The organism is Nostoc sp. CENA543 (assembly GCF_002896875.1).
In the GTDB taxonomy this organism is placed as follows: Bacteria; Cyanobacteriota; Cyanobacteriia; order Cyanobacteriales; family Nostocaceae; genus Trichormus.
In genome coordinates this window covers 2319438-2336631 of the sequence record NZ_CP023278.1, presented here as the reverse complement: position 1 = coordinate 2336631, position 17194 = coordinate 2319438, and the positions used below count along the sequence as shown (strand labels likewise).

Genomic DNA, 17194 nt, shown 5'->3' with positions numbered 1-17194 from the left:
TTGAACAGAATTATTTGGTAATTATCTGAAATTGCAGGTGATTTAACCATCCTACTTGAGATATAAAACTACTATTGTATACAACGTTATTTGCAAATTCGACTGATCCCAATTGCTAATTCCTTGAGACAAAGCTATTTATAGTCATTTTCAAGGAAATAAAAGGATATCTTTGTATTCAAATATCAAAATCAGTTAATTACTGTAGCTTTGGTAACAAAATGATTTTCTTAATGTTTGGTTAATATTTTTTAGCATAAACATTTCTACATTTAATCACCACCAAATCGCCAATATCCAAAATTTCAGATATTGGCTACATGAATTTATCTAGTTACAAGTAACAGTAAGTAAATAAATCCATAAGATATATTCTTAATAGTTTGCATCAGCTTTTGATTCAGCCGATGACTAAATTTTGCGGCTGAAAAACTGGGAATTACTGTTTTATACTTTGGTGACAGAACTTGTAACTAAAAACTAGCCTATTTGTCAAGTATCTAGAGGATGAAAATAGTTGTAAATTTCCTGAGCTAATTTTGTCCCAATCCCTGGAACTTCCGCGATTTGTGCGGGTGAGGCTTGGCGAATATAATCAATAGAGCGAAAATGAGCTAACAGCAACTTTTGACGATGGTGTCCCAAACCTGGAATTTCGTCTAAACGCGATCGCTTTAATTTATCACTTCGTTGTTGACGATGGAAACTCACGGCAAATCTATGGGCTTCGTCTCGCAGTCGTCTGAGTAATTGCACTCCTGGTTGTTCGCTGTCAGTCGTTAAAGGTGTGGACTCTCCAGGTAAAAAAATCTCTTCTCGCTTCTTGGCTAAACTCACCACTCGCAAGTCTTCTAATAAATTCATCTCTTGCAAAACTGCAACCACAGCCGATAATTGACCTTTCCCACCATCTATCATCACCACATCAGGCCAGTCAGGATTATCCACCCGTGGTAATTTGGGATCTTCGGCGTATTTGCGAAAGCGTCGTTGAATTACTTCCGCTAAACTCGCGAAATCATCAGAATGTCCGATAGTGACTGTGGGATTTTTAATTTTGTAGTGACGATAATATTGTTTAGCGGGTATGCCATCAATAAATACTACCTGGGAAGCGACGGCGTTAGAACCTTGAATGTGGGAGATGTCGTAACCTTCGATGCGATGGGGTAAGTCTGGTAAGTCGAGAATTCCGGCTAAATCTTGCATCGCTGCGTGATTATAGTCGCCCAATTTTTGCATTCTTTGTAGTTCATATTGGGCGTTACGTTCCACCATCTCTATTAATTCTGCCTTAGTTTGACGCTGGGGAGCTAAGATTGTGACTTTTCTTCCCTTGCGTTGCGTCAAAGCTGCTGCCAAAATTTCCCCATCCGGTAACTCATGCTGGACTAAAATTTCTGCGGGAATTTCCACCGAGTCAGCCGTTTGATAATGTTCCTCTAAAACCCGTTGCAAAATCGCGCCAGCTTCCGCTTGTGATTCCGCCACAAACGCCAAACGTCCCACCAACTGACCGGCGCGAATTTGAAATAATTGAATGCAAGCGTGTTGATTGTCAGCTGCTAAAGCTATGGCATCCCGTGAAACTGTATCATCTGGTAAGGAAACTTTCTGCTGTGCATTCAAAGACTTTAACCCAGCAATTTGATCACGAATGCGCGCCGCCGATTCAAAATTAAGTGCGGTGGCGGCTGTTTCCATTTGTTCCGTCAAAATATCGATGAGTTCCTGCGTCCGTCCCTGAAATACCATCGCCACTTTCTGCACAGTTTTGCGGTATTCCTCCGGTGAAATCAGCTGTTGACACACCCCAGGACAGCGACCCATATCATAATTTAAGCAGGGACGGTCTTTAAATAGTGGTTGTGGTCGCTGTCTGAGGGCGAATATCCGCTTAGATAAATGCAAAATACCGCGTAATAAGCCTGAATCGGTGTAAGGCCCGTAATATTTATCCTTTTCTTTGCCTAGCTGGCGTTTGCGAGTAATGAAGATGCGGGGATAGTCTTCCGACCAAGTAATACAGACGTAGGGATATTTTTTATCATCTTTAAGCAGCACATTAAAGTATGGTTGATGCTGCTTAATTAAATTTGCTTCCAACGCCAAGGCTTCGGCTTCAGTATCAGTGACGATAAATTCAATATCCGTCACCTGCTTGACCATTGTGGCGATGCGTTCAGTTTTGTTGTAACCGTCCCGAAAATAGGAACGAACACGCGATCGCAATTTTCGCGACTTACCTATATATATGATGCGATCGCTTCCGTCGCGCATGAAATACACTCCCGGTTCTGGAGGAATTTCCACCAGCCGAGCTTCTAAGCGTTCTGGGTCTTTTACCAGTGGTAGGATTGGAGCAGATGTTGTCACAACTTTCAGGTAACTTCACAAATTTACCTAATCCCATTCTAAGAAATTTCACTGATTTTTGCGTCCCTCAGTCAAAAGGCAGTAGCTCAACCCCTACACCCCTAAACCTGAACACGACAGGAGAATTACATAATGTTAGGTTTCGACCGCATTACATTTGACCCCCGCATTATGGCTGGACAAGCTTGTATTCGAGGAATGCGAGTTCCAGTTTCGTTAATTTTGAATTTGGTCGCTAATGGCAAAACTGTCACTGAAATTATCGAGGATTATCCCTATTTAGAACCGGAAGATGTTCAACAATCCTTAATGTATGCTGCTTGGTTGGCACGCGAACAAGTTTATCCCATAGTGGGTGAGAAAGTGGGATGAAATTTCTGGCAGATATGGGGATCTCACCACGTACCGTCAATTGGTTAAAAACTGCGGGTTATGATGCAGTACATCTGGTTGAAGAAGGTCTGGAAACACTCCCCGATGATGAAATTTTGGTAAAAGCTCGTTTGGAGGAACGAGTGTTATTAACAGTAGACTTGGATTTTGGTTATTTGTTAGCAGTGAGTGGTGCAACATTACCAAGCGTAATTCTGTTTCGATTAGGGAACGAAAGTTATGAAATCATTAATGAACGATTGGCAGAAGCATTAAATCGGTTTGAGCAAGATTTAGCCACCGGGGCAATTATTTCCGTCAGCGATCGCGATTTCCGTGTGAGACAATTGCCGATATAACTCAACTACTCTTACCTAAACATCAATATAAATGGCACTTCTTTACAATAGCTAGCTTGTAAAAATGCAGAAAGCCGCAGCTTTGAATAGTCCCGCCTGCTACTTCCCCCTGATGAATGGACGCTACGAAGTCAAGCCAGGGATGATGGCGTTTGGTTCATGTTTCGGTAATGGTCAAGCTGATAAGCAAGTATTTCAAATCGATGAAAACTTTGCTGATTACCGTCAGGCTAAACTTTTAGCCCGTGCAGAACGATTGAGTAAATACTATCAGAGTTATGATTATTCTCAGACTGTAGCAGGTGCAATCGCTCGTTTGATAGTTGAGCGTCTTACACAAGAGCATCCACAATACTTTGACTACCAAAAATCGACGGCTAACAGCTTCATATTTTATAGCCGACTGACCAACGAAAAACTTTACCTAGATGCAAACTGGGAATTACAGCGAGTCGAGGGTAGTACAGTTTCTCCTGTTTATGCTTCTACCCTCGATGCTTTAGCAGCACAGATACAGGAAGATATTACAGTCATTTGCTGTGGTAATGATGGACGTAATTGGCTGAGTGCCATTCATTTGTGTTATCCCAACCATTGGTCAGCTGAGGAAAAAATCGGTAAGGACTTTGCTGCAATACATACACCCGTGGCGGGTATAGAAAAAATTAATCGCCGGGCAGATGCGATCGTTAATACGATGATTTATCGTCAACCAATGGTGCGCTTTGCTTGGGGTTTGAGTACAGATACGCGTCTGAATCACCACCCTGAACCACCACCTGGTTTATTAGTTAGCCAGTGGGAAGGTAGAAGTTTTGACCCCCAAAACCCTAAACTTTACTTGCGAATTGAGCGACAAGTAATTTGGGGTCTACCAGAGTCTAAGACAGCATTATTTACGATTCGCACTTATTTCAGAGATTGTACTTCCCTCAAGCAAGATGCAATATTACGGGTTAAGCTGTGTGCTGCAATTGAGTCTATGTCGCCAGAGTCATTGATTTATAAAGGTTTAGCAGACAGCAAAGCCAATATTTTACGTTGGTTAAACACTGTCTGAATTACCAAGCCCCGTTGGGGCGGGTGTAAGGGTGTAGGGGTGTAGGGGTGTAGGGGGAAGAAAGAGCAGCCAACGACCCAAGAGTTAAAAGCCTTGCCCATTGGGGCAAAACCGTGCTGGGCTTTTTTCCAATAATCCTCGTCCAACACTTTCAACCCCTATACCCTCATACCCTCATACCCTTACACCCCTAATTAAACCGAACAATCAAATAAATGTAAGCCTAAACGCTGGGATAGTTCTTCACAGACTTTCACCCCCCTCACACTGTTTCCCCGATGATCTAAGGGTGGAGAAAACACAGCAATTCCCATCTTATGGGGAACAACTGCCAAAATACCGCCACAAACGCCACTTTTAGCCGGAATTCCGACTTTATAAGCCCATTCTCCTGCAAAGTTGTACATCCCACAGGTGTACATCACACTGAGGATATCTTTTATATAGCGTTTATCTACAGCTTGTTCCCCTGTGATGGGGTTTGTCCCTCGATTTGCTAAAGTCGCCGCCATCACCGCTAAGTCCCGACAGTCCACCATGACGGCGCATTGTTGAAAATATAGGTCTAAGGCTTCTTCTATATTTTGGTTGATCATGCCAAAGTTGAGCATGAGGTGCGCCATTGCGCGGTTGCGGTGTCCGGTGCTGCGTTCGGAGGTAAAGACGGAAATATCGACAAATACGTCATGACCAATGTAGCGGCGGAACATATCTAGTAAGCGGTTGAGGCGTTCGGTTGCTCCTGCACCTTTAATTAAACTAGTAGTGGCGATCGCTCCGGCGTTTACCATTGGGTTATAGGGTCGCTTAGATTGCTCGTCCAAAATAATGGCGTTAAAAGCATCCCCTGTGGGTTCTACTCCCACCCTGGTTAAAACATAATCTCGTCCATGATCCTCTAATGCTAGTCCGTAAGCAAATACTTTAGAAATCGATTGAATAGTAAATAGTTGTTGCGAATCGCCTACTTCGTATACGTGACCATCTACTGTAACAATACAAATACTAAATAAATCCGGGTTGACTTTTGCGAGTTCAGGAATATAGTTAGCAACGATTCCATCCTGCAATGACTTGTATTTATCATGCAGTTCATTAATCACATCGCTAAGTGCAGAGGTGATAATTTCTAAATCTCCTTGATTGGTTTTGCTAATCATGAGGCTAATAGCTTGACTTTATCAATCTTTTGCTGAACATTGCGTCCAAATTTACAGATTAAATGTAAATTTTAATACGAGGTAAAAATACTCTACATAATTTTGATGCTGATTAAGCAATTTTTTGACATTAACTTCATTGTGAGCAAATCAAACTTCTGCTACAAGTGTTAGCAATTTTTGTTACTCATGATTACTGTAGTTTAATGTCACTGTAACTACATCTTTAACCTACATACAAAGTATTATTACATATTTTGGATCATGAAAAATATATAAATTTAAATATAAATTCATAGCTGAAGATAGAATTTTAGGAGCCAGGAGCATTAATTTAAAAGCTTTCTGCGACAATGTTAAAAAAATACAAAGCAAATTCATTTCAGTAATTTTCTTGAGGTCATTTTGTAGTATATAGAATTATTATAAATAATATAGGTTTTATTTATCTGTGTATACAAATACTAGTAAGATAAATATTTATACGTAAAATACAAAGCCAAGACAGGACAAAGCAAAACCCAAAAAATGTAAACTTTTGTAAATAAAAAACTAGTATTCCGAAAAAAAGGATACATAGTCAAAATCCGCATTTGAACAAGGTTTTGACCTTGTTGGCGGAACTTAAATTTTCAAAAGGTGGTCATTCCTACGCTAAAACCCTGATCCCCAACCCTGAAAGTTCGTGTTAGTCTGTTGCAGTTATAAAACAGAAAGTAAAAGCGGAACGAATTCGCATCTTAGGCGAGTTTGCTAATAAGTAACTTACGAAACAAACTCCCACAAACTAAGAAACTGCTGTTCTATAGTCGCTTTAAAATCGGACGCATGAATCAAAGACATTTGTGGACTATTGCCGCCCTGTCTGTAACCATTTTGGGGACACCCTCAATTGGTCGGACTCAAACCACCAAACTCGATTCACTAGTTGCATCCAAAGCAACAGCCGGTGACGTGGTTAAGGTAGGGGAATTAAAATCTTCAGATGACGTTGTGAATACGAGAATTCATACTCACAACATTGAAGGACGGAAAGCGGCAACTCTGTATATCCGAAACATTCCAGTTATTACCTTTTTGAGTTCTCAATCGACCGTTGGCACCCAAAAGAAATTAGGTGCAGTTGGCGATGCTAGTGACTCAGTTCAGGTAGCAAGTGCAGGAAATTTAGCGGATGCCAAGATCCTAGTCGGCTCGCTACCAAATGACCCAGTGCAGAGAGCCAGTCTGATGGCAGCGAGGATCAACCAAATGATCCGGGATAATGTGCAAGCTGATCAAATCAGTGTCAGTTGGAAGGGACAAAACCAGAACAAAGGTGTCTCCAACCAACAACAGCCAGGCGATCGCTACACTATCAAAATCAAAAACCAAGAATTGGTGGAAATTAATCAAAACACCCGCCTGGCAGATACCACCAATGACTTAGCCAAAGATGCGTTGCAAGCAACAAATCGCCTAAGAAGACTCATCGGCAACGCCTCTCCCCTTACAGAAATTGCTAACTTACCATCTCGTTCTGGTGTATCAAGGTCTGTAGCCAATTTGCCCCAACAAATTGCTAGCAACATTAGACTCACCTTCCAAGGGATAGCTTCCTTTTACGGTCAAGGTTTCCACGGCAGACCAACTGCTACCGGCGAAAGATTCAATTCCGAAGCCATGACCGCAGCTCACCGCAGCTTGCCTTTCGGTACAAGAGTACGCGTCACCAATACCCGCAACGGTCGTTCTGTGATAGTGCGAATCAACGACAGAGGCCCATACATTCGGGGTAGAGTGATTGATTTATCGACTGGTGCAGCTAGAGTTCTCGGTATGATTGGTAGCGGCATTGCACCAGTTAGAATCGAAGTTCTAGGTCGGTGATATTGGAAACTGGGGATTGGGGACTGGGTAGATTTTACCCCAATGCCCCATGCCCCATCCCTAATTCCCCTAGTTATTCTGTTTCTTCCTTCTGTTTGAGAGATAAACTAACGGAGGAGATGCTAAAGAAGAACTAGGGGTATTTTTGTGCGCCTGTTGAAGACAGTTGCAGCTTTACGTTGCTTTCTCAATAAACATCGCTGGGCAAATCAGCAGACAGAATCAGATGATCTAGCCCTAGAGGGAATGATGAACTGGCATCCCACAGCCATTGGTCTAGTACCAACTATGGGCAATTTGCATGAAGGCCATTTCAGCTTGATTACACGGGCGCGACCAGAAAATTCTACGGTGATTGTCAGTATTTTTGTGAATCCCCTGCAATTTGGCCCCAATGAAGATTTTGCGCGCTATCCTCGGACTCTAGAGCAAGACTGTAAATTATGTGAGCAAGCTGGAGTTGATGCAGTTTTTGCACCAGATCCGGAAGAAATGGGAATTAATCAGAATAATATACAAGAATCTCCAGTAACACAAGTAATCCCTCCATCTGCTATGATATCTGGCTTGTGTGGCCTTTCTCGGCCAGGCCACTTTCAGGGTGTGGCCACGATTGTGACTAAGCTTTTGAACTTAGTACAACCTGACCGAGCCTATTTTGGACAAAAGGATGGTCAGCAGCTAGCTATTATTAAAAAGTTGGTGACTGATTTGAATTTGCCAGTGGAGATTGTTGCTTGTCCGATAGTGCGTGAAGCTTCTGGTTTAGCCTTGAGTTCTCGTAATCAGTATTTGACTGCCCAGGAAAAACAGCAAGCAGCAGTATTGTATCGTGGTTTGCAACAAGCTCAAGTAGCGTTTCAAAAAGGTATACGCGATCGCCATCAGCTCATAACCGCAGTACAACAGGAATTAGCCAAGGTCAGTACAGTAGCAGTGGAATATATTGAATTAGTTGAACCAAATACATTAATGTCTTTAAATCAAATTACGGAGGAAGGAATGCTAGCGATCGCCGCTCGTCTTGGTTCTACACGATTGATTGATAATATCATTTTGCGCGATCGCCAACCTATCATCGCTATTGATGGGCCGGCTGGGGCGGGAAAATCCACAGTCGCCCGTCAAGTGGCAGCAAATTTGGGTCTAGTTTATCTAGATACAGGTGCTATGTACCGGGCTATGACTTGGCTAGTTCTAGAACGAGGTATTGCCATTGATGATGAGTGCGCGATCGCTGAGTTAGCAAATCAATGTCACATTGAACTGACTCCTAGTTCAGATTTACAATCTCCGGTGCGGGTTTGGATCGATGGCAATGATGTTACCCAAGCCATTCGTTCCATTGCTGTTACCTCTCAAGTATCCGCGATCGCTGCCCAAACTGCTGTGCGGGAAGCCTTGGTCAAACAGCAGCAAATCTGGGGAAGAAAAGGCGGGTTAGTGGCGGAAGGTAGAGACATTGGTACTCATGTCTTCCCTGATGCTGAAATCAAAATCTTCTTAACCGCCTCCGTTAGCGAACGCGCCCGTCGTCGGCTACAGGATTTCCAAAAACAAGGTCAACCAACAGTCAGTCTGGAACAACTAGAAAAAGACATTGCTGAACGTGATTGGAAAGACAGCACCCGCAAAGTTTCTCCCTTACAAAAAGCCCCAGACGCGATCGAACTGTCAACAGACGGTCTGAGTATCTCAGATGTGACAGAACAGATTGTTAACTACTATCAGCAATGTTTTTCTCAGTGAAAATTGTTGACCCTCCAAATTTTAGATTTTGGATTTTGGATTTTGGATTTTTTGGGTTACAACCCCCACCGTGGGTGGAAAAATCTACAATACTCGCTGCGCTGCGTCTGCTACCCTCTAAGCGCAGCTATGTCGCAGGCTTTACGCCAACCTAAAATCCCCAAGCCCCGCACCCAAGGAGTGGTCGGGGTCAATCAAAAAGACGCTCCTGCCTCGCTAACGCTACGCTATCGCAAATCTAAAATCCAAAATTGTGTTGACTTTTGAGATGATAGGAAAAATTTCCACCTTTTTCCTCATTCCCCCATATCAGAAATTTTAAGGAGTAAGGCATTTAAAACTTACTCCCTGTTTTCATATCTATGAATAGAGGCGCGGTTTGCATTTGAGTTTCTCACGCATTCAGTACACCTCTATCTGTCCTGCTCCGTTTCTCTGTTCCCCACGAAAAACCCAAACTAGCAATTTGAGGAATAAAAGCAAATGGTTGTGGACGGTTACATAAATTGAAGAGTCAACCCTAATTAACTTTTAAAAAAGTTTCGTATATAACATCTTAAAGGTTCTGCCGATAAAATCATCTGACTAAAGGATGATTTTTATACTTCAGATATAAGCAAAATTTGACTAGAGTATCAGTAGCACTTCACAATTCCATTTCATCGCTCTCCTGTTTTCCCTTCTTCCTTAACAGTTCCTTCTCTAAGTCGGTCTGCTGATAAAATCAAAGAGAATTGCCTTATAAATATATATTTTGCTTAATTCGGCTGATTTAAAAAATATTGGGTACGAATATTCACTTTGGTAGTAGAATGACGATGTTAAGTTTTATATCCTAAGTATTAGGGATATAAAAACGGTAGACACAAGACCTGTAATTTCCTAAGCTGCCGCAATAGGTTTCAACTGGAAAACAGTAAAGAGAGGACTTCACAAAATGGCATTCACTCAACCCCCCTTACCTTTCGACTCTAATGCTTTAGAACCATATGGTATGAAAGCTGAAACCTTCGAGTATCACTATGGTAAGCATCACAAAGCTTATGTAGATAACCTCAACAAGCTGACCGAAGGTACAGACTTAGCTGATAAATCCCTAGAAGAAGTCATCCAAATTTCCTTTAAAGACCCCTCCAAAGCTGGGATTTTCAACAACGCCGCACAAGTTTGGAATCACACCTTCTTCTGGAATTCCTTAAAACCCGCAGGTGGTGGCGCACCTACCGGCGACTTAGCTGCTAAAATTGACAGAGATTTTGGTAGCTTCGACAAATTCAAAGAAGAATTTTCTAATGCGGCTGCAACTCAATTTGGTAGTGGCTGGGCTTGGTTGATTGACGATGGTGGTACACTCAAAGTAATGAAAACACCAAATGCAGAGAACCCTCTAGCTCATGGTAAAAAAGCACTGCTCACCATAGATGTTTGGGAACACGCCTACTACATTGATTTTAGAAATGCTCGTCCAGCATTTATTAAAAACTTCTTAGATCAACTGGTAAACTGGGACTTTGTTGCAGAAAACTTAGCTAAAGCTTAATTTGCAGTAATTTTTGCAGTTTTACTAAAAATTTCCATAAAGCAACAGTCACGACTTAAATCGTGGCTGTTTTATTCTCTAATTAGAATGTATAGCGATATAGTTAAGGATTCACCTTGAGCGATCGCCAAAAACCGGACGCAGCATCGCTATAAATCCTTAAAATTACCTTGATATTAACAAAATAGTGGAAAATTCTCTAAAATGAACAGTCAAGAACTCGCAAGATACATGGAAGCCACCGATAGCATAGCCAAACCCTGGTTATTAGTGCAATTGCGGCTCAAAAAACTCCAAGAACGCAAAGACTTGATTTCAGAGGACGAATACGCCAATGAATTAGCAGACATCCACCAAGACCTGATGAATTTAGGTGAATGGTGGCGCGGTATTGAGGAAGAAGTATTTTAGGGACTGGGGACTGGGGATTAGGGAGACAAGGTAGACAAGGGAGAAAAACTAATGACTAATGACTAATGACTAATGACTAATGACTATTGACTATTGACTATTGACTATTGACTATTGACTATGGATTATCGGGACGCAGGTGTTGATGTAGAAGCTGGTAGAGCTTTTGTTGATCAAATTCGCAATTTAGTTCACAGCACTTTTAGACCAGAAGTAATTGGGGGGTTGGGTGGTTTTGGGGGTTGTTTTGAAATCCCTGGTGGTTACAAACAACCTGTACTAGTTTCTGGTACCGATGGTGTGGGAACAAAGCTCAAAATTGCTCAAGTTCTCAACCGTCATGACAGCGTTGGGATTGATTTAGTGGCTATGTGTGTCAATGATGTGTTGACATCAGGGGCTGAACCTTTATTTTTCCTTGATTATGTCGCCACAGGTAAGTTAGATAAAGAGCAACTAACGCAGGTAGTAGCGGGAATTGCATCAGGGTGTCAACTGGCTGGTTGTGCTTTATTGGGAGGAGAAACGGCGGAAATGCCTGGTTTCTACTCGGTGGGAGAATATGACTTGGCGGGTTTTTGTGTGGGAATCGTAGAAAAAAGCCAAATGCTTAACGGTTCTCAAGTGCAAGTGGGAGATGTGGCGATCGCACTGGCTAGTTCCGGTGTCCATAGTAATGGTTTAAGCTTAGTTAGAAAGATTGTCCAAGATGGCGGTTTTAGCTGGGAGGACACACCAGAATTGTTAGGTGGTGCAACTATCGGTGCCACATTTATAGAACCTACACGCATCTATGTGAAACCTGTGTTAGCTGCACGACAAGCAGGTATAGACATTCACGGGATGGCACATATTACAGGTGGGGGTTTACCAGAAAATTTACCCAGGTGTTTGGCTCAAGGTCAATCGATTCAAATTAACCCCAAAAGTTGGACGATTCCCCCGATTTTTCAATGGTTGGCTCAGGCTGGCTCCGTAAGTGCGGAAGCGATGTATAACACTTTCAATATGGGAGTTGGTTTTGTACTACTCATCCCACCCCAGCAAGTAGAACAGACAATTGCATTTTTTGCCGCCAAGGATATTTCAGCTTTTGCTATTGGTGAAGTCATAGCTGGTGAAGGGACGTTAGTAGGGTTGTAATAAAAGTTAATTTTGATACCAAAAAATTCCTGAAATACTCAATGTTAGGGCAGGATAGTCCTACTGTAATACTTACACAGTAAGAATTACGTCAGGTATTGTTTCAGTAAGTAAAACCAGAGAAACAAACATTTGTTACTACTACTTATGATGGCAATTGAATATACTCATGACCGTTAGCATTTAGATTTGCTAACGTAGTCTTAACATATTGAAAAAATCTGACTGATAAAACTGAGAAAATAGCTTTCGGCACTAGTGACAAGTGCTGCAAGGTACTCATTTCTGGATTTGGCGTGTTGGTGTGAAGGAGTCACGTATTTTTATTCAGAGGGGGTTATGGTTGTAAATTTTGCCCGGACATCTGTTAATTGTGAACTCTTAGAAGAAGTGTTCCAGAATATAGATGCCCAAAGTTGTCCGAGGTTATTTAATTTTCATATGCACACCGTCTACTCAGACGGGAAATTACAGCCAAATGTGTTGATGGAACAAGCGATCGCGATTGGTTTAAAAGGTTTGGCGATTACAGATCATCATACTATTGGCGGCTATGAAGCAGCCCAAAGTTGGCTAGAAGACTGGAAGTGGAACAATCCTGGCGCATTTACCCCCTACCTGTGGAGTGGTGTAGAAGTTAACGCTAATTTATTAAATGTGGACGTTCATATTTTAGCCTATGGTTTTCAACCAGAACACTTGAGTATGAGACCTTATTTACAAAAAAGGGTAACTACAGGAAAAGAATATGAGGCTGGTAACGTGATTGCGGCGATTCATGCTGCTGGAGGATTAGCTGTGTTAGCGCATCCTGCACGTTATAAGCGATCGCATTTTGAGCTAATTCCCGCAGCCGTAGAATACGGGATTGATGGTGTCGAAGCGTTCTATGCTTACAACAACCCTAACCCCTGGAAACCGAGTGCTACAGAATCGCAGCAGGTACAGCAACTAGCTGAACAATATCACCTGTTCAATACTTGTGGTACGGATACCCACGGTTTAAGTCTATTGCAAAGGCTGTAATAGCTGGATTTTGGATTGTTTGAATAGTAAAGCAATCTCTTTGTCGCCATCATTATTCAAATTGGATGAGGTATAAGTTAACCTGTAACCTGTACAAAATCAACTCAAAGAACTGGTCTTGAACTGAGACCAGATTTCTTTTCAATCACAACTGGAATTATACCAATTCGCAACGATGCTCCCGCCCCGCTCCGCTCTAAGCGCAGCTATGCCGCAGGCTTTACGCAATTAAGTAAAGTCAGGTATTATCTGGGTTTTCAGGTCTGCATCTGTTGCTTGATTTTGGAGAATTGGTGTTAGTTAGACATATGCAATAGCTGTTTTCTTCATGGGAATCTGAATCACAAACTTTGTTCCCTGACTTGGTAGAGAAAAACAGTCTAACTTGCCACCGTGTTGTTCAGTAATAATTTGATAACTAATAGAAAGACCCATACCTGTCCCTGCACCTACAGGTTTAGTGGTGAAGAATGGATCAAAAATACGCTGTTGAATAGATTCAGGAATGCCAATTCCATTATCAGCAATAATGATATTCAACCAATCCGAATCAACAAGTGATGTAGCAATATAAATATGATATGGCTCTTGTGGCATCACCTTACAAGCTTGCTGTTTATGTAATTCCTCTATAGCATCAATAGCATTAATTAGAATATTCAAAAAAACCTGATTAATCTGTCCAGCATAGCATTCTACTGGTGGCAGATTCATATAATTTTTGTGTACGGTAATTTCTGGACGGGTATTAGTAACTTGTAAACGATGTTGCAAAATTAGTAATGTGTTCTCAAGGCCTTCATGAATATCCACAGCTTTATATTCGGCTTCGTCTATGCGTGAGAAATTACGCAGCGATAAGACTATCTGACGAATGCGTTCTGTCCCCAGTTGCATAGAATTCATGATGCTCATTAGATCCTCAGACAAAAACTCTAGATCAATATTATTTTGATGCGCTTGAATTTCTTCTACAGTATGAGGATAAAACTCTTGATAAAGTCGCACTAAAGTCAGAAGATTAGAGGAATAATCTCGAATATATGGTAAGTTAGCATGGATAAAATTAACAGGGTTATTGACTTCATGGGCAATACCAGATACAAGCTGACCTAAACTCGACATCTTTTCACTTTGAATTAGTTGTAACTGCGTTTTCTGGAGATGGTCTAAGGTTACTTGTAGCTGATGTTTTTGCTCCTTTAACAAGGATTCTGCTGCTTGTAAATCTCTGATTGATTTTTCTTTTGCTTGATCATCTAACTTCATTTTTATAGCCAACTGATGTCCATAGTAAGTCACACTGAATACCATGAACAGCATTGCTATTGCGATCGCAATCTCATAGACAAGGAATATTCTAGCCTTGACTTTTTGCTGCTCTAAAATCTGCTGTTGAATTTGGCTAACATCTCTACGGAATCTAGCTATTATTTTATTACCTTGCTGATATTTTTGATCCATTTTCGCCATGTGTTTAGCAGCTAGCTCCGGTTTTTGGTTTTGGAGATGAAAAAAAATAAGTTTCACCTCACCTACCATTTCTATTTTGACGATTTCCAACTCATCTAAACTTTGCAGTAATATTTGTAATCTATCTGGAGGAACTTGAGTTTTTAATTCGGCTCGGATGAATTTGATCAGTTTATCAAAAGTAGCTTGGGCTGAACTTAAATTTTTCTTTTCTGACTCAACATCTAGCGATTCAAAAACGTTATTTCCTGGAGCATTAATCGCTGCTAACAATTGATTAGCTTCTGAATATATTTGTATACTTTCAGCCCAGTACCGATTCACTTCTACTGAATTTGAATAACTAGTCATCATCTGATGATTCAGGTACAAGCTACTGAAAACAGTTAGTATATTAAATATTGCGAGTGCGTAGTAAATGTGGTACCACTTAGCCGTTAATAACCATTTCATAAAAGCCGGAAATACTTTGTTTATAGGTTTCAATTGTGGTCGAATTACAATTCTACGCATTTGATAGTTTTAAGTCAGTTTTCGGCGTGTACCATAATATTGATAATATTTTCCCTATACAAGACAGAAACTACACAGAATAGAAGTTAAAAAGATTTTTATAAATTAAGTATGATCACTATGATAGATATTTTCAATTTACAGTTGAAATTTATGTTTAGTTATCATCGGTAATACCATTTCACTTAATTTATGAGACACAAAGAAAATCAGAGTTCTCAACTATTACCACCAATCTCTGTAGATCGTGATTTCTGTGAAATGGTATGAGGTATGATTTCTTACTTAATTTTGGTTATTGTAATCTCTTTCTAAGGCTTGCAGAATTTTTAAGTATAGACGTTCAACTCTTTGAGTTTGGATATCTCCAATAGCAGCATAGTGAGTTAAGCTAGGGGAACCATTCACTTCGATGATCACATAATCTACCATTGGCCTGGTTATGTCGTGGGTAATAATATCTAAACCGATTAGCCTCAACCCCATATCTTTAGCAACATTTAACGCCAGTTTTTGAAAGTCTGGATGGATACTTTCAGTGACATCCACAGCCTCTCCACCGCTAGATAAATTAGCATTGTCTAAAAGATAGATTACCTTACCATTGGGAATAATACTGTTTAAGTTGAGACTTTGTTTTTTTAGCTTCTGTTTAATACGGAAATCATCAGTATCTATAATCTTTTTTCTACCACTCTGAAGAAAGTTCTCTTGTTTCTGCACTAACAACTCTAAAATTGTTGATTGTCCATCACCAATCACTGATAAAGGCATTCTTTGATAAGCTGCTATTACTTCATTATCGATAACGACAACCCTGTAGTCTTTACCACAATAAAATTTTTCTACAATTAATCCTGTATTGATTCGCAAAATTTTTTTTGCTACTTGATAATACTCAGTTTTATTATGAACTTTGGTGACTAATTTTCCTTGACTAAGATTAATAGGTTTAACAATTACAGGGAATCCTAAGCTTTTAGCGTATTCAAACCCGACATCAATATTTCTATCATTACCAATTTTCTCGCAGAATTTATGACTAAAAAATGTTTTTCCTTCGGTCACTTTATACCCAAAATGTTTGAGAAAAAAGTTTGAATAACCCTTGTCTTTAGCTATTTCTGCTGATCCAAAACCATTAATATTTAATTTTGTAGTGCTGAAAAATGCTTTATGTCCATTTTTAAAAGTAATATGACCTACTAATTGATACTCTGGATCTAGAACGACTACCGCACCAATTTGGGGCGCAATTTTTTGAATTATTGACGTTACTAATGCCATTTTATGTTTTGCAAGTATAATTTGTTGCCAAGATTTTAACTAACCTACAACTATTGGTCAACCGATTCGATATTTTTAGTAAAGTCTTAAATATTTAATCCAGATTGAGTTAATCACGTTTTATGAAGTAATATGCTCAAAAACTAGTCAAAATGTTAGATTTCGTAAATCATTGCTGACTTGCTCAAGCTAGAGTTTTGTGTCAACTGTGCTGCAAGTTGTGATTTTTCTTCATATTGAAGAACACAGCTTTCATAATTGCTCAAAACTGTCTGCTATGTAATGTAAATGAGAAAATAAGTCTAATTAAATACTAGTGTTACTTTACTTTAATAAATTTATGTTGTTTAAATTATAACTTGACTACTTAAGCTTTTATTAAGTAAATAACTGCTGGTTCAGACTAAATGATCATTTAAGTCTTGGTGTAGTCTCAAATATATCATTCGGTGTTGACAATTTATAAATAATCGAATAACAAGGTGGCAGAAATATAAAAAAGGAGTAGTGAATATCTTCAAGATATTCACCATCGCCTTTACTGAAACTTAATACGGTTAAGATAATCATGCCACAAAATTCTGAATACAAAGCAACCATCTCTGAAACTCCGTCTAAAGGCTATAAACAACGCCTCAATTCCTGGGCGATCGCACGTTTACTTCCCGATGCCAAGCGTGAGATTGTTGCCCGTTTTCGCAGTCGTTCCGATGCTGATGGTTATATGCAGCATCTATGCCAAGTAGTTCCTAATGCTTCTTTTATGGTGGTTTTTGATTGTCAGCGTGAAGAAGCAGCGATTTAAGGTGTATGTCGAGAGTGATGGGTAAAGGGGTATGTAGGTTGTGAGGGTGCA

Annotated in this window: 14 protein-coding genes; 10 read left to right on the top strand and 4 right to left on the bottom strand. The window is 40.3% G+C overall.

Annotated features, from left to right (window positions below):
* Positions 1–492 precede the first annotated feature (492 nt).
* Positions 493–2376, bottom strand: a complete 1884-nt coding sequence (gene uvrC / locus CLI64_RS09720) for an excinuclease ABC subunit UvrC (RefSeq protein WP_103137031.1) — start codon at positions 2374–2376, stop codon at positions 493–495.
* 132 nt (positions 2377–2508) lie between these two features.
* On the opposite strand from uvrC, the gene CLI64_RS09715 reads away from it, so the two are divergent.
* From CLI64_RS09715 to CLI64_RS09705, 3 genes are all read left to right on the top strand, one after another.
* Positions 2509–2748: a DUF433 domain-containing protein gene (locus CLI64_RS09715; protein WP_103137030.1), complete on the top strand. Its 240-nt coding sequence runs from the start codon at positions 2509–2511 to the stop codon at positions 2746–2748.
* Positions 2745–3107, top strand: a complete 363-nt coding sequence (locus CLI64_RS09710; RefSeq protein WP_103137029.1) for a DUF5615 family PIN-like protein — start codon at positions 2745–2747, stop codon at positions 3105–3107. Before CLI64_RS09715 ends, CLI64_RS09710 begins: the two co-directional genes overlap by 4 nt.
* 64 nt (positions 3108–3171) lie before the next feature.
* Positions 3172–4167, top strand: coding sequence for a DUF3445 domain-containing protein (locus CLI64_RS09705; RefSeq protein ID WP_103137028.1), 996 nt, complete (start codon positions 3172–3174; stop codon positions 4165–4167).
* Positions 4168–4361: 194 nt separating this feature from the next.
* On the opposite strand, the gene glsA is transcribed toward CLI64_RS09705, so the two are convergent.
* Positions 4362–5327 carry a glutaminase A gene (gene glsA, locus CLI64_RS09700; RefSeq protein WP_103137027.1) on the bottom strand — a complete coding sequence of 322 codons (966 nt, stop codon included), beginning with the start codon at positions 5325–5327 and terminating at the stop codon, positions 4362–4364.
* 828 nt (positions 5328–6155) lie between these two features.
* On the opposite strand from glsA, the gene CLI64_RS09695 reads away from it, so the two are divergent.
* The 6 genes from CLI64_RS09695 to CLI64_RS09665 all read left to right on the top strand — a co-directional run bounded on the left by CLI64_RS09695 (position 6156) and on the right by CLI64_RS09665 (position 13065).
* Positions 6156–7196: a septal ring lytic transglycosylase RlpA family protein gene (locus CLI64_RS09695; RefSeq protein WP_103137026.1), complete on the top strand. Its 1041-nt coding sequence runs from the start codon at positions 6156–6158 to the stop codon at positions 7194–7196.
* A gap of 147 nt (positions 7197–7343) precedes the next feature.
* The gene (locus CLI64_RS09690; RefSeq protein WP_103137025.1) at positions 7344–8945 is read left to right on the top strand and encodes a bifunctional pantoate--beta-alanine ligase/(d)CMP kinase; all 1602 of its coding nucleotides are present in this window, start codon (positions 7344–7346) and stop codon (positions 8943–8945) included.
* 937 nt (positions 8946–9882) lie between these two features.
* Positions 9883–10485, top strand: a complete 603-nt coding sequence (locus CLI64_RS09680; RefSeq protein ID WP_103137023.1) for a superoxide dismutase — start codon at positions 9883–9885, stop codon at positions 10483–10485.
* A 204-nt stretch (positions 10486–10689) separates the two neighbouring features.
* Positions 10690–10896, top strand: a complete 207-nt coding sequence (locus CLI64_RS09675; RefSeq protein WP_103137022.1) for a hypothetical protein — start codon at positions 10690–10692, stop codon at positions 10894–10896.
* A gap of 120 nt (positions 10897–11016) precedes the next feature.
* Entirely contained in the window at positions 11017–12039 is a 1023-nt protein-coding gene (gene purM, locus CLI64_RS09670; protein ID WP_103137021.1) for a phosphoribosylformylglycinamidine cyclo-ligase, read from the top strand.
* 339 nt (positions 12040–12378) lie between these two features.
* Entirely contained in the window at positions 12379–13065 is a 687-nt protein-coding gene (locus CLI64_RS09665) for a PHP domain-containing protein (RefSeq protein WP_103137020.1), read from the top strand.
* A 300-nt stretch (positions 13066–13365) separates the two neighbouring features.
* Here the strand turns inward: CLI64_RS09665 and CLI64_RS09660 are convergent, their stop codons facing one another.
* On the bottom strand, positions 13366–14862 hold the full coding sequence (locus tag CLI64_RS09660) for a sensor histidine kinase (protein WP_225977551.1): 1497 nt from the start codon (positions 14860–14862) through the stop codon (positions 13366–13368).
* A 474-nt stretch (positions 14863–15336) separates the two neighbouring features.
* On the bottom strand, positions 15337–16338 hold the full coding sequence (locus tag CLI64_RS09655; protein WP_103137018.1) for a cyanophycin synthetase: 1002 nt from the start codon (positions 16336–16338) through the stop codon (positions 15337–15339).
* 568 nt (positions 16339–16906) lie between these two features.
* Between CLI64_RS09655 and CLI64_RS09650 the strand changes: the two genes are divergently transcribed.
* On the top strand, positions 16907–17143 hold the full coding sequence (locus CLI64_RS09650; RefSeq protein WP_103137017.1) for a hypothetical protein: 237 nt from the start codon (positions 16907–16909) through the stop codon (positions 17141–17143).
* The last annotated feature ends 51 nt before the right edge of the window (positions 17144–17194 follow it).

Excerpts from the sequence above, each read along its gene's own strand:
- CLI64_RS09665 (WP_103137020.1), top strand. The coding sequence starts at position 12,379 with ATGGTTGTAAATTTTGCCCGGACATCTGTTAATTGTGAACTCTTAGAA.
- CLI64_RS09695 (WP_103137026.1), top strand. The coding sequence starts at position 6,156 with ATGAATCAAAGACATTTGTGGACTATTGCCGCCCTGTCTGTAACCATT.
- CLI64_RS09680 (WP_103137023.1), top strand. The coding sequence starts at position 9,883 with ATGGCATTCACTCAACCCCCCTTACCTTTCGACTCTAATGCTTTAGAA.
- CLI64_RS09710 (WP_103137029.1), top strand. The coding sequence starts at position 2,745 with ATGAAATTTCTGGCAGATATGGGGATCTCACCACGTACCGTCAATTGG.
- CLI64_RS09655 (WP_103137018.1), bottom strand. The coding sequence starts at position 16,338 with ATGGCATTAGTAACGTCAATAATTCAAAAAATTGCGCCCCAAATTGGT.
- purM (WP_103137021.1), top strand. The coding sequence starts at position 11,017 with ATGGATTATCGGGACGCAGGTGTTGATGTAGAAGCTGGTAGAGCTTTT.
- CLI64_RS09715 (WP_103137030.1), top strand. The coding sequence starts at position 2,509 with ATGTTAGGTTTCGACCGCATTACATTTGACCCCCGCATTATGGCTGGA.
- CLI64_RS09705 (WP_103137028.1), top strand. The coding sequence starts at position 3,172 with ATGCAGAAAGCCGCAGCTTTGAATAGTCCCGCCTGCTACTTCCCCCTG.
- CLI64_RS09650 (WP_103137017.1), top strand. The coding sequence starts at position 16,907 with ATGCCACAAAATTCTGAATACAAAGCAACCATCTCTGAAACTCCGTCT.
- glsA (WP_103137027.1), bottom strand. The coding sequence starts at position 5,327 with ATGATTAGCAAAACCAATCAAGGAGATTTAGAAATTATCACCTCTGCA.
- CLI64_RS09675 (WP_103137022.1), top strand. The coding sequence starts at position 10,690 with ATGAACAGTCAAGAACTCGCAAGATACATGGAAGCCACCGATAGCATA.